Below are 22,988 nucleotides of genomic sequence, written 5' to 3'. Positions count from 1 at the left end.
GCCGGGGTTCTGCTGCCGTTGACGCCAGGCATAGAAGCCGCTGCGGGCAACTCCCAGCTGGCCGCAGAGCCAGGCAATGGAGAAGCGCTCACACAGCGCCTCGATCAGGCGAAACCTCTCGGCGGCAGCTGCTCCTTTGCAAAGTGTGCTGCCGCCAGCCTGAAAAAATCCTTCTCCCTCCGGAGCTCACGGTTCTCCTGGCGCAGCCGCGTCAGTTCGCCACGTTCATCGGTGGTGAGCTGGCCCTGGTCGCTGGGTCCGAAATCACCCCGATCAATGCGGGCCTGTCTGACCCACTTGGCCAGGCTGCTGATGGGAATGCCAAGTCGCTGAGCCACAGCCGTGCAGCTGAGGCCCTCACTGAGGCAGAACTCAATGGCCTCCTGCTTCTGCAGAGGCGTGAACCGGCGTCTGGTCTTGGTCAGGTTTGTCATCGATGGACAGTCTGAGGGTCATGGCGTGACTCCTATCGACCTGTCCAAGAAACTGGGGCAACCCCACTTCACTCTTCGGTTTCTCGAATATTTTTCTTCAGGGTCAGGCAACCGACTACTTCGCAACTTCCACAGAACTCAATGTTTTCACACATACTTGGTCCCTTGGGGTAGAAGAAAAGTTCTGTTTCTTGTTTCCCTTCCTGCTCTGGTTCAGCGGTTTCATCCGCACGACAGAAGCAGGAGCCCGAAGGCTTTTCTGGGCAACAGCAGTCCTTTCCCTTGCCTCCTTTGTGGTTTTTCTGGCGTTCCAGCGCCTGGACGAGCCCATGGCCTACTTCTCGATGCCAGCACGCTTCTGGGAGCTCGGTGCAGGCTGCCTTCTCTTTCTGGTTCTGCAGCGGAAGGATCCTTCCCGTTCTGGTTCCTTCCCACTGCTGCGGCATGTTCCTCCCCTCCTGCTCTTGCTGCTGATCCTGTCGGCGATGGCCACACCGTTCCGGGTCGGGGCACCATCGCCGTTGTGGTGTTGACTGCCCTACTGATCGCCAGTCTGCGACCAGGTACTGCTGCTTTCACGTTGCTCGCCCACCCCAAAGTAGTGTTTCTGGGGCTAATTCCCTATTCTCTCTATCTCTGGCACTGGGGGGTGATCTCCCTGAGTCGCTGGACCATTGGCATTCACTGGTGGACCGTGCCTTTCCAGGTGGGGGTGATGTTACTCCTGGCGGTAGCTTCTTTACGCTAAATCGAAACGCCGTTTCGCCGTTGCGATACATCTGCCTTCCGCCTGCTCTCAATTGGAGTTGCCCTCGTGTCCTCTTTTCTCGCGGCGGGCCTGCTATCTACCTTGGTGAATAAGATTCTCTCACTCTATGCGGGACGGACTCCTTCTCTGGTCGCAGTAGGGCCGAACTCGCTTAAGGATCCCTATCGTCTTCAGGTTCAGAAGGATCGGCTGCACGAGCGGGGTTACGTCTGGGCGGGCAAGCCATGCTATCTCGAGGATGATTCAGAAGCTGGCAAGGAAATTCCCCTTGCAGAGTGCACACTCGGCAATTTTTCCACCGCCCGCCAGCGGGTGCTTGTTCTGGGAAACTCCTTCTCCGTAGCCTTCACGCAGGCGTTCGACGATCTGGTTCTTGTGGATGACTTTGCAGTGACAATCACCTCCTCTCCCGGGGCCTGGCCCGTGCCGAACATTCCCAGCCTCAGGCGCTTTGGAAAGGCCAATGACTGGTACTGGAACCACGTGATCCCGGAGCTTTCCGGGCGCCTCTTGCCAGGCGACTGGGTTTTCCTCATCAATGATCTTTCACCGTTTTTCCAGCCGAGCAATTCCACTAGTCTGTCCAGGGACAGGCTTCAGAAGTTAAGGGTAGGCCTAGAAAAGCTTTCCGCAAGACTTGCCTCAAAGGGGGTGCGGTTGGCCGTGCTCCACGGAATACCTCTTGCACGCGAGGCGAACTGTGATCCCGTGATCGCCGTCAGGCAGTGGTTTCATCCCTTTGGCAGTCCTTGCAGGATTCCTGACCGGGTCAGCACGCTGCGAATGCGACAGGATCTCGATGATGTACTGATGACTCTGAAGCATCAGGGGAAGATCCAGGTGATCGACATCTTCAATGTCTTTTGCCCTGAGGATTCTTGCACCTACACCGCACCTAGTGGCGAAGTACTCTACCGGGATGAATACTCCCACCCTTCGGTGGAGGCTGTCCGTTTGGCGGCCCCAATTCTGCGCCGGTATCTGACCGCCCTCCGGGGTTCTTAAGGGTCGGTTCGAGCAGCTGGGCGGAATTTTGCTCCATCTAGTTCCGCGATAGTGCCATAAAGGACGATGTAAGCCATCTCCTCTAGTGTACTGCAAGATTATCCTTTTAACTCCATTTCATCAGGGCCAATATCAAGTTTCAAAAAACTGACTTGATTACCAACCCTTCTCTCTTGATGACGCCAACTTTACTCCCGAAGCATGCACAGATTCCTCGGCTCGGCTCGAATCTCGTTCAAATATATAATTATGAAGATTGCGATGAAGCTTATGTTTTTCTAGTGGGACCAAGCCTTGAGCATAAAGCAAGTCGATAATGTTTTGTGTTTCTTCAGGTAAGTCCTCATTGAGCTCAATCAAGATTGATCTCAGCTGACTGTTCTGCAAAACATTTGAGGCTCCTAATAGGATATCGTACTCTAAGCCGTCGACATCGACTTTGAGTAAATCTGGTAGTAACACACCCGGAATCTCTACAAGGTCATTGAGTGAAAGTCCGAGCATTCCCAATGAAACAACTGGCTCAAAGGCTTCAGACTTGTAATCAATGTTGCGAGAAAAAGAATGAAGAGCGCCACCTGATTCCAAGTTTTGGTAATGGAATCGATCTAGGCAGTGTTTTTTGCAAAGTGGAATTTGAAACGGAATAATGCTACTTTCGCAATTGTTTAAAATAATGTTTCTGCAGAGTTGCCTGAAATTCTGAAAACTTGGCTCAAAAGCGTATATTGTTGCTTTCCTTTGGGACGCATGGGATGCTATTAATGAATACGCGCCGACATTGGCGCCAATATCGTAAAGGACATCTCCAGGTTTTAATTCCCGTTTTAGCCATGCAACAGTCATCGGCTCCTTCCTGCAGGAAATAGATCTCAAATCTCGTTCCACAGTCGAATCGGCGTGTAAAAATAATTCCCCATCGGTATAGTCCAGCTTCTGAATCTCATGAAGCTCGTTGGCGAGCTGTAGTTTTTCTTCGGGCGAAAGTTCAACCTTTAGTTGACGGATAGAGTCAAGTAATTGTTTGAAACTTGATTGGGTCATGACTACTTAAATGATTTGGTTATGTGTGAGGCCGAGGGGGAGGTGGTGTCGTGTCGTGACCCGCATGCCATGCTTCAAGCGCAACATGCACATCATGCGTTTACCTTGTCGAGTAGCTATTACGATTCCATGTCGGATGGCTGGAGCGAATAAAAATCATGTGAAACTGCCATAATGCCATGTCGCCTGGCCGAAATAGCAGATCACACATGTCAATGCAACGAAAGCCAATTGACTTCATATGCAGAGACATTTCGTCAAACGTAAGATTCTTCCCGTCAACAAAGTTTAATTTGAAGTTGTAGCACTCCATCATGACTAAGTTGGTTTGCTTTAGGGTTTCGGCAGCGCCTTCAAGAACATCCAGCTCAACGCCGTGGGTGTCAAACTTGAGAAAAAAGGGCCCTGGCATTGCGAATTCCTTGACGAGTGTGTCGATTCTGCGAACCGGCGTTTTGTGGGTGTTCTCGCCGCTGCCGTCTCCAGATCCGAGGGCGCCGCCAGTATCGTTGCTCTTCTGAAAGAAGCCCTCCGTGTCCTTACTTCCTGCACCACAGACTATATGTTTGACGCCGGGATAACTCTGTGAGAGTTCGTTCCATGTGGGAACAAACCTTTCATCCATATCTATTAACAAGGCGTCCAGTTGGCTCCAGTGATTTCTGAAGAAGCCGATATCATCTCCCTTCCCGGCTCCAATATTTATCAAGCTTCTCACTTCAATCTGACGAGCGTTCATGCGCTGGAACGCCGCCCCAATATCTGAGCTTCGGTAAAGTTGGTTGTCGGTCATTCTTGCGTAAAAGTTTAGTAACTAAATGTAAGCCTAGTCTTCAGCTTGGATCCTAAGTGTCTGTTGTCGCTTTTGTTGATTTGGGGTGGTGAGACACATCAGGAGCTGCCGTTGGCTTCTAGCAGAATAGTCGCTGAAGCTCAATTCTCTCATGCTCGGATAGTGGGCGTCTCGCAATAAACCGATACAGCAAATGAAATGAACTTGCGGCGTGCTCCCACGAGAAGTCCTTTGATCGTTGTTTCCCCCTGATGGCCAATTCCATTCTTAAGCTATCATTTGACCAAACAGCTAATATCTTAGCGGCGATGTCATCGATTGAGTACGGATTGAACATGATTGCCGATCTCCCAACGACTTCGGGAATGCAGGAGACGTTGGAGCAAGCGATCGGGACTCCCTGATCCATGGCCTCCAGCAATGGGATACCAAGCCCTTCAAAGAGGGATGGATACAGCAGTAGCCTTGCGTTTGCCAGATAGTGTTGGATCTCATGCTCTGACAGATAACCAGTGCAATCAATCTGGTCCCTGATGGCATACTGTTCTGCTAAGCCTTCAAGAAATCCTTCCTTGCCCTTAACGGCTCGTCCAGTACAGATGAGTGGGATGCGAAGCCCAGACTCACTTCTCAGTTTGGCTAAGGCAGCGAAGAGGCGCTCATGGTTCTTATGAGGCCACGGCTTGGCTGGATAAATGGCATAGGGTTCGTCGTACATGGAAACCTGTTCACCATCGCCACTTGCTGCAATCTTTTCCTCTATTGGCTTGATGTCTTGTGATTCAATCCCTCGATAGATGACGGCGACTTTGGACGCAGGAATCTGATAATGACGCACAATATCGAATTTTGAACTTTTTGTCGCTGTTACGACAACGGTGGCTTTTTGAGAAGCTTCTTTATAGTGTTGGTTTCTAAAGAGTATCTCCTCCTTGGTGAATAGTTCAGGCAGATAGATGTGTTGAAGATCCCAGGGCTCAAATATAAACGGGAGGGACGTCGGGAAAAATCTTTGGTAGGGGAAGTGGATGAGCTCCACTCCATTAGACTTCAATTCATGCTCAAGTCCCTTGATTCCAGTGCGGCTCATATGGGCATTATTGAGCCTGCTTCGCTTCCAACTCTGTATCTGACGAAAAATTTTGATGAGCCACCCTTGGATGGAAAAATGGGAATACCGAATTGGTTGCCAGGCGATGATCGACTGACAAGCTGATGTATGCGCATTCAGCCATGCTGACTCCCCGCCCGGCCCAATCAGAAACTGTGCATCTCCAGGCATGTTACGCAAGGAAAGAGCACGGAGTAGCTGTAGCAAATTGGTTTCGATTCCCCCTGCGCTTCCTTCGAGAAGCTGAGCATTGATGGCGATCCTGACGCCTGAATCTTCAGCGAAATACTTGTTGTGACTTGGGTCGTCAGTCTTTTTCGCATTTTCCAGCACCTCCGATGTCTCCAACTCGACTGATGATGGCTTCAATCGCTTTTGATTTTGCAATGACTGCCGCAAGTAGTATACTTTTCCTGCACAGCTGATCGGATCGTATGGACTGATATAGTGGCATGAGAATATGTTGTTGATATCTCTCAACAGGCTTTTCAGTCGAAGACTTTTCTGTATTCCAGGGGCGTGCTTGAGCAGTCGACCGACATTTCGATACAGTCTCTTGAGACGACGATTCTTGGGTTTTGTCTGATTCTGGACAAAGGTTTTCCGATAGAGAGTCTGGTACTCTTTCTGTTTCTGTAGTTGTCGTTCAAGTTGCGCATCCGTCCCCCAGTCTCGCCAGTGATGGAGTGCTGTATCGCGGGTATAAACAATATCATTCCCACTGAAGAGAATCCTCGCAGTAAGGTCCGGATCAATGCCATAGTCCATGAAGGCTTCACTGAAACCTCCTAGCCCTTGGAGAAGGTTAGTGCGAAGCAGACCCTGATTTACATTTAAGATCCCAGAACTCGATATCCCGCCGATGTATGGTTCATTGGCGAACGGCCCTTGCATGTCACGGACTTTTAGGGCGACCATTCCAATTCTGGTGTCCTGTTCAAGTATGCTGACGGCGGTGGCCAGACTATCATTGACAACAATATTGTCATCACTTAGCCAGCATGTGTAGGGAGTTGTAATCTCGTTAAAAATCTCATTGTAGGCTTTTGCCTGTCCAATCTTCTGAGGGTGAAAGATGCACTTGACCTCTTTTGGGTTGAGGCTCTTAAGATATTCAACGGTCCCGTCTTGTGATCCAGCATCTGTAACATACACTCGCGTCGTAATCGATGATCCGCGAATAGATTGAATGCAGGCGTGCAGAAGTGACAATCGGTTGTAGGAACCAATGACGACGGAAAGTACAGCTGTCTTGTTTGAAACTGGCATCCCTTGATTAGATACGTCTGTAGATAGTCTCAATCATGTGTGGATGTCCCTTGTCGCTTGAGATTGACTGTTGAAGCACTCCTGCGAGTTGGAAACCACACTGTACAAGCGTTTGGTGGAAGCCCTCACATGGGCTACCTTTGTCTGCATCCATGTCAACTCCTTTCTGGAGACTCACGTACTCGAGAGTGGGACTCTCTAGGCTGGCAACCAACACATTCTTATCATCATGAATGTCCACGATCAACATTGCAGGGCCACTTTCCATATCTTTTGATAGTATTCCTTCACGGTCTGGATGGACAAGCCTGATATGCCGGGGCTTTTCGGAGCCAATCATCTTGGCTACATCTTCTGCTCGTCTTCGAGAGCGTTCACTCAATAGGAAAACATTCTGCATTCCTTGGCTCTGCAGCCATGTCGACATGCTCTTGGGTTCTTCGGGATGTCTACTCCAACGATTAAATCTAGCTGACTTCTGCCGCCACGTTAACAGAAGCCGTTGTAGGCGATGGACATAGTATTCAGCTGGATAGATAAACTCTGATCCTTGCGTGATGCCATCACAGATGATGTCAAGGCCGAGGTCTACGCCAGGTAGCAATTCCCTCAATGAGCGAATGGCGGGTTTATAGGGTGGCCATGCACCAGTCTTCCCCATGCATTGCAGAGGAATCATTCTCCTGTAAAAGAAGTGAAAAGCATATTTTAGAGCCCGTATCTGAGTCTTCTTATCGAGACGTTTGCCGCTTGGAAGTGTTGATAGAATCTGTAAGTAGTCTTCCACAGAGCTGGCATCACGGGTAACTTTCTTGTTACGTATCCAGGCTTCTCCAGCCACGATCACCGGAATTCCCACACTCGTCAGCTCAACACCTGTCTTGGTTCCGTAAATGATCACGGAGTCGCATTGATCCATCACTGCGTAGGTACTGATCTGGCTTTCCGGTCCAATCACCTTAATATTATCCGGCAGAGTTGGCCAGCGTTTCCTTATCTCTGTGAGTAAGGGTTGCCTTGAGGGTAGGGTGCCTCGGACTTCTGCAGGGTGAATCCGAATCACAAGCTGCAGTTCGGGACATCCAGCAAAGTATTCAATCGTTTCGAAGACCCAACTCAACATGTCAGGGAACGCATTTGCTTCGTAATGCAGCTGCGCATCCCACATCACATTGGTCAGCATGCCAATGATTGGCTTGGAAAGGTCAAGCCCAAGTGTCTTGTTAATCTCGTTGAAGTCCTCCTGTGGTTTCTCGTGAAACCAGATCCAGTCCCTACTGCCTTTCAGCCGACTCTTTAGGTAGGACTGAACTTGTTTTTGAGCCAGCTTATCAAATACGATGTCATCCCAGTTTGAATTTGGCTCATTCAATAATGTGTGATGATACGTATCGTTGTGACTAAAGATAAAGCACTTTTTGCGATAGGCGATGTTCCATGTACTTACCCTAACCCCTTTCGATCTAAGCACTTCTCCGATAATGCCATGAGGGCAGTAGATTCCATGATTGAAACAAGATGCCTGAAAGTTGTAGCGACTGGCGAGCTCATTGACAGCATCCATGGTCACTATGGTCGCCTCAAGGTAGCGTCGAAGAACACCTTCGCCCATCTCCTGATCATTGAGATTTCCGCTGGCAAAGTACCGCAATGTACCTGCATAGGCATGTTCGCCTACTGAGATATCTGCAATCTTGAAACTCGAAATATCTGAGGACTCAACTTCTTGACTCTTTGTCTTGGCCCCATCTCGTTGCTCACTGGTGACGAGCTCGCTGAGCCGATGGACGTGAATACCTAGGGCAGAGAAAAGATACTCTCCTGTGGCCTGGCATGTCTTGCAGATGATCGATTGAAATTCAGACGAGACGATATCGTTGGGATCCTTGATTGTTGTGTACTCAACACGAAGGCACGCTGGCAAGGCGGCATCACAGAGCAACACATGAACTTCGAAGCCACGTAGAGTGAGTGACACTGCAAGGAGGCTTTCCATGGAGCTCAGTGCTGCCATACCACCGACAGTTGTAGGCAGCAATATCTTTGGCGCATCAGCGGACTGTTTTAACCGATCGTCCCAGAATGACCGCTCTCTCCTCAGGATCTTTTCCCAATCTGGCAGATAATCAACATTCTCGACTTTATTGCGAGGTGGTCCCTTTCCACGCAATGTTTCCGTTCTATTGTTTATCAGTGCTGAGAACGGGCTGTTCTTCAGCAGATTGCGAACTCTATCTTTCATGGCTGCTCGCCCTCGGTCGATTGGTTCAAAGCTCTAGTGGCTTCCATCGACTGATTGTCTTGGCAAACAGACCTTGGCTGATTTCCGTGATCACAGGTTATTTCTGTTTGCACTCGACTTCGGAGCGTTTGATTGTGATAATCGCGAAAATAACCTTCAGCTTGGTGACTTGTATCTTGAAACTCACAGTAAACCTTTCCCATATTCTTTTTTATCTTGGTCACCTGAGTGTGGTACTTCCACTTTGAGCGGTACCGCTCGGCGTCCTCCTTCTGCGTGCGGTTATTCTGGACTCTCACAAGTTCAGTATTGTCCATGTAGTGCTCAACGTAGGAGCTATCCGCTTCAAGTATCTTGTATCCTAGCTCCCATATCTTTAGACAAAGATCTCCATCTGCCTTGTAGAACATATAATAGTCTTCTTCAACCCAGTCCACATCTTCCAGAGCACTACGTAAAAACAATCCATGATTCACCATTAGCTTCCCTCCCAGCGTTCTTTGCACGTAGTAGTGCTCTTCCTCGGGCCAGTTTCGGAAGTAGAAGGCAATACCTCCAATCCTAGCCTTTCTATTTAGTCTTTCAAATTGATCTATACCGCTTTTTAGAGATCCCGGTAGAAGGATGCAATCATCACTCACCATCAGAACGTATTTCCCTTGCGTAATCTTGAAGCCTAGGTTCATGAAGTATCCCCAGCTGCGACGGGGAATTGGTGATCCTGGATCGCGGCTTCGGTTGTGTTGAATGATCGTAACAATGTCGGTCTGGCTGGTTAACCATTCCATGGAGCCATCAGTGGATCCACCGTCAATGACTATGATTTCCCTGTTCAGGCCACAGCTCTCGGCACGTACATTATCAATTGTCTTCTTTAGCAGCTCGAGTCGATTGTACGTGCCAAGAACAATGGATACCAATGGCGATGCGTACATCGGAGCAATCGACTGCGGCCCGCTTGTGTCTGTACAACCCGCGTAATGATCTCCTGTCATTCAGTTACCTTTGTATTCTTCTGAAAGACCAGACAAGCCACTGCTCTGGCCGCAGCTGCAAGATCATCCTGAACACTCTGATTCGCATGGGTGTCAAAGTACTCGCAGTCTTTACAACCCTCGGCGTCGGCTAATTGCCACCCTTTGCTGTCATAGCGAAAGTAGGATGCCTCAATCAAGGAAGCACCATTCAAGTGACTGCACAGTCCTGCAATCATTTCGCTGTCAAACTGCTGCAGCCATCCATGGAACTCCTTTTTCCCAAAGGGTACTGACAGAAAGAGCTTGCCCGAAGTCTTCAGAACTCTGATCATTTCATTGACTGCGACCAGGTAGCTGCAAGCATCTTGTTCTTTGTACCTCACTTTGTCCGAGTAGACCAAGGTGTTATCCATTCCTATGTGCTCAATGGTGCTCAGACTGACCACGGTATCAAAGGCCTCGTTCCGGAAGGGATTATCTCGCAAATCACAGAACACATAGGAGAGGCGACTTCGTCGCGTCATTGTACTCTCCGGCTCCAGTGTCATCAGAAAGATGTCCTTATGCTTGAGGACTGTCTTCTCAAGGAGATATGGATAGTTGAGCACAGACCCTGCATCCAGCAAGCGTTCATCATTGCTGTTTATTCTCGAGAACAGCCAGGGGTATTCAACCATGCGTTCATCAACCCCATAGCCATAGCCTGATGGTAATTGCCCCCCTGTACGAAAGATCTCAAGAGTCTGATCACTCAAAAGAGTCTTTTCTAATTGTTCAAGCTTATATTGCTTATAACCAGGCGACCAAGGGATACGACCATTGTCAAGATAGCTTTGAACTTTGGTTGAAACCATGGTGCCTCTTCGTACGGGATTCATTACTGATAGTAGTCTCTTGATACTAGCCATATTCCTTTTCCTCAAGACTTGCTTGAAGGGGTTTCCACTGATAGGTACCGACATCCATGTTGTCAATGTACAGCACTAGGCAGGTACTTCTTATTCTCATGAGTGGTTTATCGATGGCTAGTTCACGTAGGTATTTGACGACTCCTTCTGACTTTCCGGCAAAGTCGTGCCATGCAATGGCTCCATTTGGGGCCAGGAGTTCAAAGGCTTTCTCCGTATCGTTTTTGACGTACTCGTAGCTGTGGTCTCCATCAACGAAGACAAAATCCATCGTTCTCTGATAGGGCGTCGTGTCGAAGTCTTTGGAATCAGAGAAGACTTGGTGAATCCTCTGCTTGTTCGGACTTGTCTTAATGAACGATCCTATGTACTCCCCATAGCGACCATCCTGGTCGGGTGGCAGGTTGAGAGTGTAAATCTCTGCGTCCTCACATACATCTGCAAATCCACATGTCGTCTGGCCGCGGTATGTACCGATCTCAAAGATTCTTTTCGCTTCACGTAGCTTGGGGATTGCACACACATAGGCCATGTCAACGTGGTTCATATGCTGTGTTTCCTGGTGTATGACGCTTAGTGGGACTTTTATTCTTGTCATATCTCCAAAAATCTCACCCATATACGTTGAACGGATCTGGCCTCCCGCCATTGCACTCCCCACGACCAAGTCTTCTTTCAGCAACGCCAGATGTTGCTCCAATGGAGTTGTATTGTTTTGACTAGAACGTTTGTCGGCCAGCTCAAGTGTCATTGGGCTTTGATTGGAAACCCAGCGTACAAGCGTGATGATCATACCCCTTTCGGGATCAGACTTGAGATGGTTCAGAAGTAGCTCAATATTTCCTGAAAACTCGTAATCGCCGGTCACGAGCTGCTGAATCATTTCAGACAGGACTGTAATTCTGGCTTGCATCTCCCCTTCGACGGGACTTGCATTCTTCATGTCTTCAATCATTTGCTCAAGCCTGATCGCCAGCTCAGTTGAGCTCCCGCTCGGCGTCTTACTTGCGAGGCTTTCCGTTACACTGCGATTCTGTCCCGACAACCAATGAGCGAAGACCAGCACGAGTTCCTTTTCATCCTTCTTGCCAAGAAGAGTCAGGAGCGGCTCTAACTCCTCTGAAAGATCTGGATTGTTCTGGACGGTTTTGATGAAAGCACTTGATAGCACTTTGATTCTCTGCTCTAATTCCTCTTTTCTGATGTTCATCTGAATGTTTTTTAGTCTTGACTTAAATGTAGCATGGATGAGGCCCTCTACATCTCTATCCCTTCAACTCCATTTCTTTATTCGTGCCAACATCTTCATCCTTTGCCTGGCTGCGTGGTTCGACTATCCAGTCGAAATCAACACAGATATCACCCATGGTCTTGAGTGGTAGCCTTCCTGTACCATAGAAATCACCATCAAATACCTTAATGGATGTCGCCATCTCCAGTTTATCTACCAACTGATTGTTGATCAACAGTGCTACGGTCAGACTGTAGAAGCCAGGGACAAGTGGAAGTCGGCCGATATGGCAGCGCAGTGCTCCCGCCTTTCCCAGGTCTGTCAGATTGACTGGCAGAACTTCGCTTGGTACTCCAAAGACACGTTTCCCAACCTCATTCATAAAGACGATGCAGGCAAAGACGTCAAAGACATCCGCATAGTCTGCATACACCTCGTAGTTTAGCTTTATATCGCAGCTTTCCCCGGTTCGCATGATTTCTGGCTGCGACGCCACTGGACCGTAACTTTTGATTTCCACGATTCTTGCATTGCCTGTTCCTTCTCGACGACGATTCTCTAACGCTACGGAGACCTTTGGATTCATCTCTTCTTCGTATCGATTGACTCCTTCTATGGAGCCGCCATCAAATCGTACCTTTCCGTGGTCAATCCAGATGACTCTCTCGCAGAACCTTGCTATATCGCCCATGCTATGCGATACAAATACAATTGTTCTTCCACCATCGGCCAATCCTTCAACCCGTGACAGGCACTTCTTTTGAAAGCTCAAGTCGCCGACGGCAAGAACTTCGTCCATGATAAGTATATCTGGGTCCAGGTGGGCTGAGACTGCAAAGGCAAGTCGCATGTACATGCCGCTTGAGTAATGCTTGACTGGGGTGTCAATAAACTCGCCAACACCCGAGAAATCTACAACCTGTTGAAATATACTTCGGATCTCATCGCCTTCCATCCCGTGAATGGAGGCATTCAGATGAATGTTATCCCTACCACTGAGCTCCATGTTGAAGCCGGTCCCCACTTCCAGAAGCGAGGCCACCCGTCCCGTGATTTCGGCCCTGCCCTCTGTTGGGTACACCAGCCTGGAGAGAATCTTCAGAAGGGTTGACTTCCCTGCGCCATTTCTGCCCACGATGCCAACGCGCTCACCTTGCTTGATGTCCATGCTGACATTCCGTAATGCCCAGAACTCCTTGTTCCCTATTCGGTACTTCTTCCCGATCTCATCACATTGTACGGCGTAACTCCTATTCATAGTCTGTCGGCTAACTCTTTTTCAACCGAGTTGAACGCCACCAGCCCCATCAGAATCGACCCCACAGAAACCAGCACGGCATAGAGCCACCACAGGATGGGAAACGTGCCGGTGCTGCCTAGGCATGCACGAAATGACTGCAATGTTGCGGCCATGGGGTTTATTTTAATCAACAGTGCTATGGGGCCTTGAAAGAGGTTGGGAGAGAAGTACACGCATGAAACGAACAAACCTATATACAGCATCAGGGATAGCAGCTGCTCAAAGTCTCTGTTGCGAAGTGATATGGATGCAAACAGCACGCCCACGCCCAATGACAGAGCTCCACACTGCACTATCACCAAGGGCAGAAGCAGTACGGTCCAGCTTATCTTGACCCCGTAGGCGATCATCATGATCAGCAAGGGCAGGAAGGCCATGCCCAGCAGGATCAGATTCGACACAATAGGCACAGCAGGGATGATGAGCCTCGGGAAATAGACCTTTTTGATCATACCGGCATCCTTGCGAAGGGAGCTTGCCGACTCCTGTGTGGCATCTGTAAAGTAGTACCAGATGATCAGTCCGCTATAGATGAAAATGGGGTAAGGCGCTGTCTCTCCTGTTGTTGCTCCAGAAGCATGCTTGAATAGGCTAAATACAGCCGTCACCGATAGTGGCCGGACCAGATTCCATAATACACTCAACTTCATATCATCAAACTTTGTCTGTATCTCCCGCTTGACCATGCGCTTCAGCATGCTCCGATACTTAACGTACTCTTCGATGTCAAAGAGCCTGATGCTCTTTCTGGGTTCAATGACTATCGTTTGCTTGGGATTAATTTTTCTCTCTCTCATGTGTTCCACCCCGTCTTGACGTCTGCAGACGCATGCTTGCCCAGTTCGCCAACTGTTTGCAGCCATATCTCCTTCTGGAGCAATGTGATTGGGTGCGTGCATCTCCAGAAGGCGCCTCTGTTTCGGCAGTTTGTACTTCGTTGAGTTGCTTTGTTTGTCGTTCGTGGATTGGAAGGCTTGTCCATTGAGAATTCAGAAGAGAATGTCGTTGTACATCTTGCCGATGATTTCCCTTAGCTTTGTCTTAGATCTCCAGCCCAGTTCCTTGTAGATTCTGGCGGGGTTCATCGCGGAGTATCTGAGGTCGCTGGGCCTCATCAGTGATCCTTGTGTGTGAACATGGTCTTCGGCCTTGAGTCCAGCCATCTCAAAGGCCACCTGCACAAATTCTTTCAACGACGATGTTTCGCCTGAAGAGATCAGATAGTCTTGCGGCTTGTTCGTTTGTAGCATCATATTCATAGCTCGCACATACTCAGGCGCCCAGCCCCAATCCCTCCAGATCTCTAGGTTGCCAAGTTCGAGCCTGTCTAGTTTGCCCTCCTTGATGAGTTGGACTCCTCGGATGATCTTCTGGGTGACAAACCTGCTTTGTCTCAAGGGTGACTCATGATTGGCCAGTATCCCTGTGCATGCCCAGAGTCCATAGGCAATTCTGTAGTTAGCAATTTGCCAGTACGCCGTTGCCTTGGCGACCCCATAGGGACTTCTCGGTTGCATGGCTGTGCTCTCATCGGCAGGCTTTCCCGCAGCTTCGCCAAAGCATTCCGAGCTTCCTGCGTTGAACAGTCTTGTTGGTAGATTCAAGAAGCGGATTACTTCCAGAACATTTAGACATCCTCCAGCAATTGATTCCATGCACTCAACGGGCTGCTCGAACGATAGGCCCACGCTGGTTTGTCCAGCCAGGTTGTAGATTTCGTTTGGTGCTATCGATGAAACAACCTTAAGGACACTTCGAAAGTCGTTCGGCGCTAGTGAGATGATTTCAACATCTGCGTCAACCTGCAGCCGTCGAAGGCGACTTTGATCGCATGCCTGAGCATCGCGACTGGTGCCGACGACCCTATAACCCTTCGTCAACAGCAGTTGCGTGAGGTATGCGCCGTCCTGCCCTGTAGCTCCAATGATCAGTGCAGTGGGTCTCGTCATTGGTTCAGCCTTCGCATGTCAAGCGGGCCTGTATGGCTTTTCGGGCCTTCGGCTGCTTGGGTGCTTTACACGGGTTTCCCCCTGTGCTCACGTCTTGACCCCGTCCCATCTGCTCATCGCGCATTTTCCCATAGCGTTGTCAAGTCTGGATGGATGGCTTTGCCCGGTTTGACAGGCAGGCCCTCCGTAGTCCATGATTTTCTAGTATCCGAGCGCCGGGCCTCCACAGCTGCACTCAGCTCTGTCTCCTATGCTCTCAGATACCGCGTACTGCGGATGTAGCTCAGTGGTAGAGCATCTCCTTGCCAAGGAGAGGGTCGAGAGTTCGAATCTCTTCATCCGCTTCGTTCAACGGCCCGTCTGGGCCCGCAAAAGCAGCTCCTGACCGTGTTCTGGGCTGAATCCAAGGCGCCTGTAGAAGCCTGAGCTGTTCGTGGTCATCAGGTAGACGCGCTCGGCCCTGGCCACGGCCGGGCTGTGCAGCAGCGCCCCGACGATCCGCCGGCCCAGGCCTTCGCCCTGGTGCCCACTGGCCACCACCACATCCCAAAGCACGGCCCGGAACACCCCGTCGCTGGTGGCCCGGCCGAAGCCCACCAGTTCACGGCCCTGCCAAGCGCTCACAATGGCCTGGCTATGGCCCAGCATCCGCGCCAGATCGCCCCGGCTGCGGCCCGCTGCCCAGAAGCTGTGCCCATCCAGCAGGGCCTGGAGGCCCCCCAGATGAGCGCGCAGCCGCAGGGCCAGGGGCCCGTGGCTGATCAGCCGGTAGGCCTCGCCCCCCGGGGCCTCAACGGTTGGGCTGGGCGAGCTCACGGGGCTGGCCGATCAGGCGAACAGCAGAATCCTCGCCTCCGGCGCCTCGAGGATCCTCGAGGATCCCGGATCTGTCGCCATCTGTTTGCTGAAAACCCCTGCGCCAGCTTGCTTTTGCCCTACAGGGCCTGGCTGCGCGGTGATAGGGTGCCCTGATCTGGCTGGTCCGCTTTCCATGCTCAAGCTGCTGCTGGGGGATCCCAACGCCCGCAAGCTGAAGCGTTTCCAGCCCCTGGTTTCGGACATCAACCTGCTGGAGGAGGACGTCGCTCCCCTCTCCGACGAAGACCTGCGCGCCAAGACCGCCTCCTTCCGGGAGGCCTTAGCCAAGGCGGAGACGCCGGTGCGCCAGCGTCAGCTGCTCGATGAACTGCTGCCCGAGGCCTTCGCCGTGGTGCGCGAGGCGGGCAAGCGGGTGCTGGGCATGCGCCATTTCGACGTGCAGCTGCTGGGCGGCATGGTGCTGCATGAGGGTCAGATCGCCGAGATGAAGACCGGCGAAGGCAAGACCCTGGTCGCCACCCTGCCGGCCTACCTCAACGCCCTCACCGGCAAGGGGGTGCATGTGGTCACGGTGAACGACTACCTGGCCCGCCGCGACGCCGAGTGGATGGGTCAGGTGCACCGCTTCCTGGGGCTCTCGGTGGGCCTGATCCAGCAGGACATGGCCCCGGCCGAGCGCCGCCGCAATTACGCCTGCGACATCACCTACGCCACCAACAGCGAGCTGGGCTTCGATTACTTGCGCGACAACATGGCGAATGACATCGCCGAGGTGGTGCAGCAGGAGTTCCATTACTGCATCATCGACGAGGTCGACTCGATCCTGGTCGATGAGGCGCGCACCCCCCTGATCATCTCCGGTCAGGTGGAGCGGCCCCAGGAGAAATACCGCCGTGCCACCGAGGTGGCCGCCCAGCTCGAGCGGGCCGAAGGCATGACCAAGGACGGCATCGACCCCGAAGGCGACTACGAGGTTGATGAGAAGCAGCGCAACGTGACGCTCACCGATGAGGGCTACGCCAAGGCCGAGCAGCTGCTGGAAGTGGGGGATCTGTTCAATCCCGAGGACCCCTGGGCCCACTTCATCACCAACGCCCTCAAGGCCAAGGAGCTGTTCATCAAGGACGTCAACTACATCGTGCGCGATGAGGACGCCGTGATCGTTGATGAGTTCACCGGCCGGGTGATGCCCGGCCGTCGTTGGAGCGATGGTCAGCACCAGGCGATCGAATCCAAGGAAAACCTGCCGATCCAGCCCGAAACCCAGACCCTGGCCAGCATCACCTATCAGAACTTCTTCCTGCTCTATCCGCGTCTGGCCGGCATGACCGGCACCGCCAAGACAGAAGAAGTGGAGTTCGAGAAGACCTACAAGTTGGAGGTCACCGTGGTGCCCACCAACCGGGTACGCTCGCGCACCGATCTGGTCGATCAGGTCTACAAGAACGAGTCCGCCAAGTGGCGGGCGGTCGCCGCGGAGACCGCTGAGTTCCACCGCGCCGGCCGGCCGGTGCTGGTGGGCACCACCAGCGTCGAGAAATCCGAGGTGCTCTCGGCCCTGCTTGCTGAACAGGAGATCCCCCACAACCTGCTCAACGCCAAGCCCGAGAACGTGGAGCGCGAGGCCGAGATCGTCGCCCAGGCAGGCCGGGCCGGCGCTGTGACCATCGCCACCAACATGGCCGGCCGCGGCACCGACATCATCCTGGGCGGCAACACCGACTACATGGCCCGCCTCAAGCTCAGGGAGGTGCTGCTGCCCCGGCTGGTGCGTCCCGAGGAGGGCCACAAGCCCCCGATTCCCCTGCAGCGCGATCCAGCCGCCGGTTTCGCTCCGGGAACGGCCTTGTCCGCCAAGCCATTGAGTGAGGCACGCGCCATCGGCACCCTCTACCCCTGCGCGCTCTCCGAGGAGTGCGATCAGGCCCTGGGCAGTCTGGCCCGTGCATTGGTGGCCGCCTGGGGTGATCGCACCCTCACCGTGCTTGAGCTCGAAGACCGCATCGCCCAGGCGGCGGAGAAGGCCCCCACCGATGATCCCCAGATCGAGCAGCTCCGTGAGCTGATTGCCCGGGTCAAGGCCGAATACGACGCGGTGGTGAAACGCGATGAGGTGACGGTGCGCGAAGCAGGTGGTCTGCATGTGATCGGCACCGAGCGCCACGAGGCCCGCCGGGTCGACAACCAGCTGAGGGGCCGCGCCGGCCGCCAGGGAGACCCGGGCAGCACACGCTTTTTCCTTTCGCTCGAAGACAACCTGCTGCGCATCTTTGGAGGCGAGCGTGTGGCCGGATTGATGAACGCCTTCCGGGTCGAAGAGGACATGCCGATCGAATCGAACATGCTCACCCGTTCGTTGGAGGGGGCCCAGAAGAAGGTCGAGACCTACTACTACGACATCCGCAAGCAGGTGTTCGAGTACGACGAGGTGATGAACAACCAGCGCAAGGCCGTCTACGCCGAGCGGCGGCGGGTGCTGGAGGGCCGTGAGCTCAAAAAGCAGGTGATTGGCTATGGCGAGCGCACCATGGACGACATCGTCGAGGCCTACGTCAACCCCGATCTCCCGCCTGAGGAATGGGATCTGGAGCGGCTGGTGGCCAAGGTCAAGGAATTTGTCTATCTCCTCGAAGATCTACAACCCGAGCAGTTGCAGGGCCTCTCCATCGAGGAGCTCAAGGCCTTTCTCCAGGAGCAGCTGCGCAATGCCTATGACCTCAAGGAGGGGCAGGTGGAGCAGGGGCGGCCGGGGCTGATGCGCGAGGCCGAGCGCTTTTTTATCCTCCAGCAGATCGACACCCTCTGGCGGGAACACCTCCAGGCCATGGATGCCCTGCGCGAATCGGTGGGTCTGCGTGGCTACGGCCAGAAGGATCCCCTGATCGAATACAAGAACGAGGGCTACGACATGTTCCTGGAGATGATGACCGGCATGCGCCGGAACGTGATTTATTCGATGTTCATGTTCGAGCCAAGGCTCGACACCTCCACTGAGCCGGTGGCCTCTGCCTGAGCTGCCTCCCAGAACCCCTTCAGCTAAGGCAGGGTTTCATCCCCCAGAAACTCCATAATTTCCCGGTCCTTGAGATTCTGGGACATGCCGGCATCTAGCCCATCCCTCCCCGGGGTCGCGCCTTCGCTGAGACGTCGCTGAAGCAGGCTCAGCTCACCTTCAAGGGCATCAATCCGCTCCATCAGGTTGCGGATCACCTGGGCTTCGGTGTCAGGCAGGGCGGAGTGGGCCAGGGGGTCGATGCGCACCCCCGACTGGTGCACGACCCGGCCAGGGACCCCCACGACGGTGCTGTCGGCGGGCACGTCCTTCAGCACCACTGAGCCGGCGCCGATCCGGGTGTTGGAGCCCACGCTGATGGCGCCCAGCACCTTGGCGCCGGCGCCCACCACCACGTTCTCCATCAGGGTGGGGTGGCGCTTGCCGTGCATCTTGCCGGTGCCCCCCAGGGTCACCCCCTGGTAGAGCAGGCAGCGGTTGCCGATCTCGGCGGTTTCACCGATCACCACGCCCATGCCGTGGTCGATGAACACCCCATGGCCGATGCGCGCCCCGGGGTGGATCTCCACGCCCGTCAGCGTGCGGCCCAGTTGGGACACCAGCCGCGGCAGCAGGGGCAGGCCCAGCCGCCAGAGTCGGTGGCTGAAGCGATGGATCACCAGGGCATGGAACCCCGGATAGCAGAGCAGGATCTCGAGCTTGCTGCGGGCGGCCGGGTCCCGTTCCTGGATGATCGCCAGATCGGCTCGGATGGCCTGAAGCAGGCGGCCGCTGGAGGGTTCAGGGCTCACGGTGGAGATCCAGCGCGGGCCGAAGATCGGTCTGGGCGAAGTCTGATCCTTTGAACAGCAGGGGGCGATCCAGGGCCTTGGCGAGTGCGTAGCTGAAGCAATCGCCCAGATTCAGCGCCGCTGGATGGTTGCCTTTCCCGAATTGGCACCAGCCCTTCAATGCCCAAGCCACGTGCGCCGGCGCCAGGGCCACCGTGTTGACCTGGCCGAGTTGCAACAGCAGCTGCAGTTCGGCCAACCCGGCCTCCCCGAGATAGCGCATCGTCACGATCTGGGCTTCGACGAGTGTCGCGGTGCTGATGAACTTGCTTTGCTCCTGATTGAGGCAGTTCAGGTAAACGCCTGCATCCGACTCGCCCAGGAGCACCGCCACCAGGGCCGAGCTGTCGATCACCATGGCAGCACAGCGTCGTCGAAAAGATCACGCTCAACCTCTCCCCGCTCACGCGGATCAAGACGGGGAAGGGCGCGGCAGCGTGCCAGTAACGCTTGCATCGCCTGCTTTCTGGCCTCCAGCGCGGCCCCGCTGTTGGGCTCGCCATTCCGCTCCAGTTCGGCGGCCAGGGCCTGGCGCACGGCGTTGGTGACGCTGGTGCCGCGGCGGCTCGCCAGCTCCTTGGCCATGGCGTGGACCCGCTCGTCCTTGATGTTCATCCCCATGGCAGAGCCGGGGTAGAAGTTGGCTGAATTCTACCCAGCGGTGCCTGGGGACTCCCTCAGGGGGGCCTGCAGCCCGATCTCCTTGCGCAGCAGTTCGATCGTGGCGGCCCCCAGGTAGCTCTTGGCGCAGTGGAGCTGCGGCAGGCGCATCAGTTGGGAGCGGTTCTGGCGCAGGGTCTGCTCCACCAGCGAGAGGCTGGGGCGGTCGCAGAGCACGTGGCTGGCGGCCCGCAGCAGTGCCAGCAGTCGGCTGTTCACATCGGGCGTCGCTGTCATCACCAGCAGCTCATTGCCGCGCATGCTGTGCAGGATCACCTCCGCCGCCCGCAGGATGCCGGGGCTGATGCTCACCAGGCCCACACAACTGCCCGCCCGCAGCTCCTTGAGCAGATCGAGCTCCTGGCGGAATTCATTGAGATCCACCGCCACCGCACGCACCCCGTGGCGCTTGGCCAGCTCCTCCACGGGCTGGAGGAAGTAGCGGCTGGTGACCACCGTGCCGTTGTTGGAGCTCTCGAGCACCGCCTCGAGCTCCTCCATCGGCACCACCTCCACGGGCACATCCAGGTTGGGGGCCAGCTCCTCGGCGATCAGCATCGAGGCGCCGATGTCTTCGCGCGGGGTGCTCACCAGCACCCGGGCGCCGCAGCGCAGGCGCCAGTCGATCTCCCGGGTGAGCAGTTCCCTGGCCTGCTGCAGGGTGCAACCCGCATTCAGCAATCCATCGACGCACTGGCGCACCTCCCGGTCGATGTCGGGGCGGATCTTGCTGCGCAGGCCGGCCGGGGGCTTGAGCTCCCGGGGCTTCTGCTGGTCGCGCACGTAGATGCCGGAGCCGGCCATGGCCTCGACGACTCCGTCGTTCTCCAGCTGCCGGTAGACCTTGCTGATCGTGTTGCGGTGCAGACCGGTCTGCATCGCCAGCTGGCGGGTGCTCGGCAGGCGGTGACCAGGCGGGTAGTGACGGGCCGCGATCGCGAAGCAGATCTGGTTGTAGAGCTGGGTCGACGCCGGGATGTCGCTTTCCTGCTGGATGTGGAATCGCACGCCGGGTGGGCCAGAGCTGACGACGGCCACCCTACGGAGCTTTGGGGCTGGTGACAATTCCCCCTTTGGCATAAGAGTGTGTGCCAGGGGTGCCAGTTGCCCCAGCTGTCGCAGCCCCTTTTTCTCCACAGCCCTGTTCCATTGGCCCCATCCCCCAGCCCCCGTTCCGTGCTCGGCTCCTGGATCGAGATTGCTGTGCCCCAGGGCCCTGATGTGGCCGCCACTGTTCTGCGCAGCTGGTGGGTCCGGCCGGCTGATGGAGCCCTGCGGGGCGGGGTGCTGGTGCTGCCGGAGGTGTTCGGGGTCAACCCCTGGGTGCGCGGCGTCGCCGGCGCGCTGGCGGCGGAGGGCTACGGCGCCCTGGCGCTGCCGCTGTTCGCCCGCACCGCCCCCGATCTGGAGCTGGGTTACGACGACGCCTCCCTGGCGGAGGGCCGCCAGCACAAAGACCTCACCACAACCCCCCAGCTGCTCGCCGATGGTGCGGCCGCCGCCCGCTGGCTGCAGGATCAGCTGGCACCTGATCCGTCCCGGCCATCAGCAGCGGGCCGCCCTGCTCTGGGCTGCGTGGGCTTCTGCTTCGGCGGCCACGCGGCCCTGCTGCTCGCCACACTGCCGGCTGTGGTGGCCAGCTGCGACTTCTACGGCGCCGGTGTGGCCACGGGGCGCCCCGGCGGCGGCCCCCCCAGCCTGGAGCTGCTCGATCAGGTGGCTGGAAGGCTTTGGTGCTTCTGCGGTGGGGCTGATCCCCTGATCCCCCCGGCGGAGGTGGTCGCCATCGAGCGCGCCCTGGCGGCCGCCGATCCCAGCGGCGAACGCCACCGACTGATCAGGGCCGAAGGCGCCGCCCACGGCTACATGTGCAGCGCCCGGAACGCCTTCCAGCCGGCAGCGGCGGCCGAGGGCTGGAGGCTGATGCTGGAGCTGTTCGACGCCGAACTGACGGGCAAGGGCTGAACAGACGGAAGCTGAGCCCGATCGGCTCGCCGCCCCGATCAGAGCGTGCGCACCGCCTTGGCCGCCAGGGCGGCGGCGTCTTTTTCCTTGGTCAGCGGCGTCTTGCGGGGGCTGAGGAACATGATCATGTTGCGGCCCTCCCGCTTCGGGTCCTGCTGGATCTCGGCGTTCTCCTCGAGGTCCTTGGCCATGCGGAACAGCAGCACCTCAGCCAAGGCGGTGTGCTGAATTTCCCGGCCCCGGAAGATCACGGTGCATTTGACCTTGTCACCGTCCTTGAGGAAGCGCACCGCCTGACCGATCCGCACCTGATAGTCGTGGGAGTCGATCTTGTAGCGCATCTTGACCTCCTTGACCTCGGTCTGGTGCGACTTCTTCTTGGCCTCCTTGGCCTTCTTCTCCTGTTCGAACTTGAACTTGCCGTAGTCCATGATTCGGCAGACCGGTGGATCAGCCTTCTCGCTGACCAGCACCAGATCCAGTTCCCGGTCTTTGGCCACCTCCAGGGCCGCTTCCCTGGTGATCACTCCGAGCTGGCTGCCGTCGGAGTCGACCACCCGCAGCTGGGCGTAGCTGCGGTCGTTGATGTTGGGCAGTTCCCGGACGGGCGCCCGGCGGTCAAAACGGGGACGAGGTGGCATTCAGAAGGGCGAGTGGACGGTTGGAAGG

General features: G+C 55.0%; 21 protein-coding genes and 1 tRNA gene. 5 read left to right on the top strand and 17 right to left on the bottom strand.

Features of this window, described 5'->3' with window-relative positions; genetic code table 11:
• Positions 1-104 precede the first annotated feature (104 nt).
• Complete coding sequence (locus KBZ13_RS09965; protein WP_255008706.1) at positions 105-434, bottom strand: transposase; 330 nt, start codon at positions 432-434, stop codon at positions 105-107.
• Positions 435-625: 191 nt separating this feature from the next.
• Between KBZ13_RS09965 and KBZ13_RS09960 the strand changes: the two genes are divergently transcribed.
• On the top strand, positions 626-967 hold the full coding sequence (locus KBZ13_RS09960) for a hypothetical protein (RefSeq protein ID WP_255008705.1): 342 nt from the start codon (positions 626-628) through the stop codon (positions 965-967).
• A 281-nt stretch (positions 968-1,248) separates the two neighbouring features.
• Complete coding sequence (locus tag KBZ13_RS09955; RefSeq protein ID WP_255008704.1) at positions 1,249-2,208, top strand: SGNH hydrolase domain-containing protein; 960 nt, start codon at positions 1,249-1,251, stop codon at positions 2,206-2,208.
• 156 nt (positions 2,209-2,364) lie between these two features.
• Here the strand turns inward: KBZ13_RS09955 and KBZ13_RS09950 are convergent, their stop codons facing one another.
• The 10 genes from KBZ13_RS09950 to KBZ13_RS09905 form a co-directional block, all read right to left on the bottom strand.
• Positions 2,365-3,252: an FkbM family methyltransferase gene (locus KBZ13_RS09950; RefSeq protein WP_255008703.1), complete on the bottom strand. Its 888-nt coding sequence runs from the start codon at positions 3,250-3,252 to the stop codon at positions 2,365-2,367.
• A 100-nt stretch (positions 3,253-3,352) separates the two neighbouring features.
• Positions 3,353-4,045 carry an FkbM family methyltransferase gene (locus tag KBZ13_RS09945; RefSeq protein WP_255008702.1) on the bottom strand — a complete coding sequence of 231 codons (693 nt, stop codon included), beginning with the start codon at positions 4,043-4,045 and terminating at the stop codon, positions 3,353-3,355.
• A gap of 118 nt (positions 4,046-4,163) precedes the next feature.
• Positions 4,164-6,425 carry a glycosyltransferase gene (locus tag KBZ13_RS09940; RefSeq protein ID WP_255008701.1) on the bottom strand — a complete coding sequence of 754 codons (2,262 nt, stop codon included), beginning with the start codon at positions 6,423-6,425 and terminating at the stop codon, positions 4,164-4,166.
• 7 nt (positions 6,426-6,432) lie between these two features.
• A complete protein-coding gene (locus KBZ13_RS09935) occupies positions 6,433-8,667 on the bottom strand; it encodes a hypothetical protein (protein ID WP_255008700.1) in 2,235 nt (744 codons plus the stop codon).
• The gene (locus KBZ13_RS09930) at positions 8,664-9,602 is read right to left on the bottom strand and encodes a glycosyltransferase family 2 protein (protein ID WP_255008698.1); all 939 of its coding nucleotides are present in this window, start codon (positions 9,600-9,602) and stop codon (positions 8,664-8,666) included. The genes KBZ13_RS09935 and KBZ13_RS09930 overlap by 4 nt, the downstream gene beginning before the upstream one ends.
• Before the next feature lie 56 nt (positions 9,603-9,658).
• Complete coding sequence (locus tag KBZ13_RS09925) at positions 9,659-10,498, bottom strand: class I SAM-dependent methyltransferase (RefSeq protein WP_255008696.1); 840 nt, start codon at positions 10,496-10,498, stop codon at positions 9,659-9,661.
• Positions 10,499-10,544: 46 nt separating this feature from the next.
• Positions 10,545-11,762, bottom strand: coding sequence for a class I SAM-dependent methyltransferase (locus KBZ13_RS09920; protein WP_255008695.1), 1,218 nt, complete (start codon positions 11,760-11,762; stop codon positions 10,545-10,547).
• 55 nt (positions 11,763-11,817) lie between these two features.
• A complete protein-coding gene (locus tag KBZ13_RS09915) occupies positions 11,818-13,041 on the bottom strand; it encodes an ABC transporter ATP-binding protein (RefSeq protein ID WP_255008693.1) in 1,224 nt (407 codons plus the stop codon).
• A complete protein-coding gene (locus tag KBZ13_RS09910; RefSeq protein WP_255008691.1) occupies positions 13,038-13,781 on the bottom strand; it encodes an ABC transporter permease in 744 nt (247 codons plus the stop codon). The genes KBZ13_RS09915 and KBZ13_RS09910 overlap by 4 nt, the downstream gene beginning before the upstream one ends.
• A gap of 291 nt (positions 13,782-14,072) precedes the next feature.
• Complete coding sequence (locus tag KBZ13_RS09905) at positions 14,073-15,032, bottom strand: GDP-mannose 4,6-dehydratase (RefSeq protein WP_255008690.1); 960 nt, start codon at positions 15,030-15,032, stop codon at positions 14,073-14,075.
• Between the two features lie 272 nt (positions 15,033-15,304).
• Between KBZ13_RS09905 and KBZ13_RS09900 the strand changes: the two genes are divergently transcribed.
• Positions 15,305-15,376 (top strand) — tRNA-Gly (locus KBZ13_RS09900).
• A gap of 4 nt (positions 15,377-15,380) precedes the next feature.
• Here KBZ13_RS09900 and KBZ13_RS09895 read toward each other — a convergent pair.
• The gene (locus KBZ13_RS09895) at positions 15,381-15,848 is read right to left on the bottom strand and encodes a GNAT family N-acetyltransferase (protein WP_409995638.1); all 468 of its coding nucleotides are present in this window, start codon (positions 15,846-15,848) and stop codon (positions 15,381-15,383) included.
• A 175-nt stretch (positions 15,849-16,023) separates the two neighbouring features.
• Here KBZ13_RS09895 and secA point away from each other — a divergent pair, with 175 nt between their 5' ends.
• On the top strand, positions 16,024-18,864 hold the full coding sequence (gene secA / locus KBZ13_RS09890) for a preprotein translocase subunit SecA (RefSeq protein WP_255008689.1): 2,841 nt from the start codon (positions 16,024-16,026) through the stop codon (positions 18,862-18,864).
• A gap of 23 nt (positions 18,865-18,887) precedes the next feature.
• Here secA and cysE read toward each other — a convergent pair whose 3' ends face one another.
• The 4 genes from cysE to KBZ13_RS09870 are packed head-to-tail and all read right to left on the bottom strand — an operon-like array spanning position 18,888 to position 21,362.
• On the bottom strand, positions 18,888-19,628 hold the full coding sequence (gene cysE / locus KBZ13_RS09885) for a serine O-acetyltransferase (RefSeq protein WP_255008753.1): 741 nt from the start codon (positions 19,626-19,628) through the stop codon (positions 18,888-18,890).
• Positions 19,629-19,644: 16 nt separating this feature from the next.
• The gene (locus tag KBZ13_RS09880) at positions 19,645-20,028 is read right to left on the bottom strand and encodes a type II toxin-antitoxin system VapC family toxin (RefSeq protein WP_255008688.1); all 384 of its coding nucleotides are present in this window, start codon (positions 20,026-20,028) and stop codon (positions 19,645-19,647) included.
• 17 nt (positions 20,029-20,045) lie between these two features.
• Complete coding sequence (locus tag KBZ13_RS09875) at positions 20,046-20,315, bottom strand: type II toxin-antitoxin system VapB family antitoxin (protein WP_255008687.1); 270 nt, start codon at positions 20,313-20,315, stop codon at positions 20,046-20,048.
• Positions 20,316-20,345: 30 nt separating this feature from the next.
• The gene (locus tag KBZ13_RS09870) at positions 20,346-21,362 is read right to left on the bottom strand and encodes a GntR family transcriptional regulator (protein WP_255008686.1); all 1,017 of its coding nucleotides are present in this window, start codon (positions 21,360-21,362) and stop codon (positions 20,346-20,348) included.
• A 168-nt stretch (positions 21,363-21,530) separates the two neighbouring features.
• Here KBZ13_RS09870 and KBZ13_RS09865 point away from each other — a divergent pair, with 168 nt between their 5' ends.
• Entirely contained in the window at positions 21,531-22,319 is a 789-nt protein-coding gene (locus KBZ13_RS09865) for a dienelactone hydrolase family protein (RefSeq protein WP_255008685.1), read from the top strand.
• A 38-nt stretch (positions 22,320-22,357) separates the two neighbouring features.
• Here the strand turns inward: KBZ13_RS09865 and infC are convergent, their stop codons facing one another.
• Entirely contained in the window at positions 22,358-22,960 is a 603-nt protein-coding gene (gene infC / locus KBZ13_RS09860) for a translation initiation factor IF-3 (RefSeq protein WP_255008684.1), read from the bottom strand.
• Between the last annotated feature and the right edge of the window lie 28 nt (positions 22,961-22,988).

The organism is Cyanobium sp. ATX 6F1 (genome assembly GCF_024346315.1).
GTDB lineage: Bacteria > Cyanobacteriota > Cyanobacteriia > PCC-6307 > Cyanobiaceae > ATX-6F1.
The sequence above is the reverse complement of the archived record's forward strand: the minus strand, read 5'-3'. Positions and strand labels throughout refer to the sequence as shown.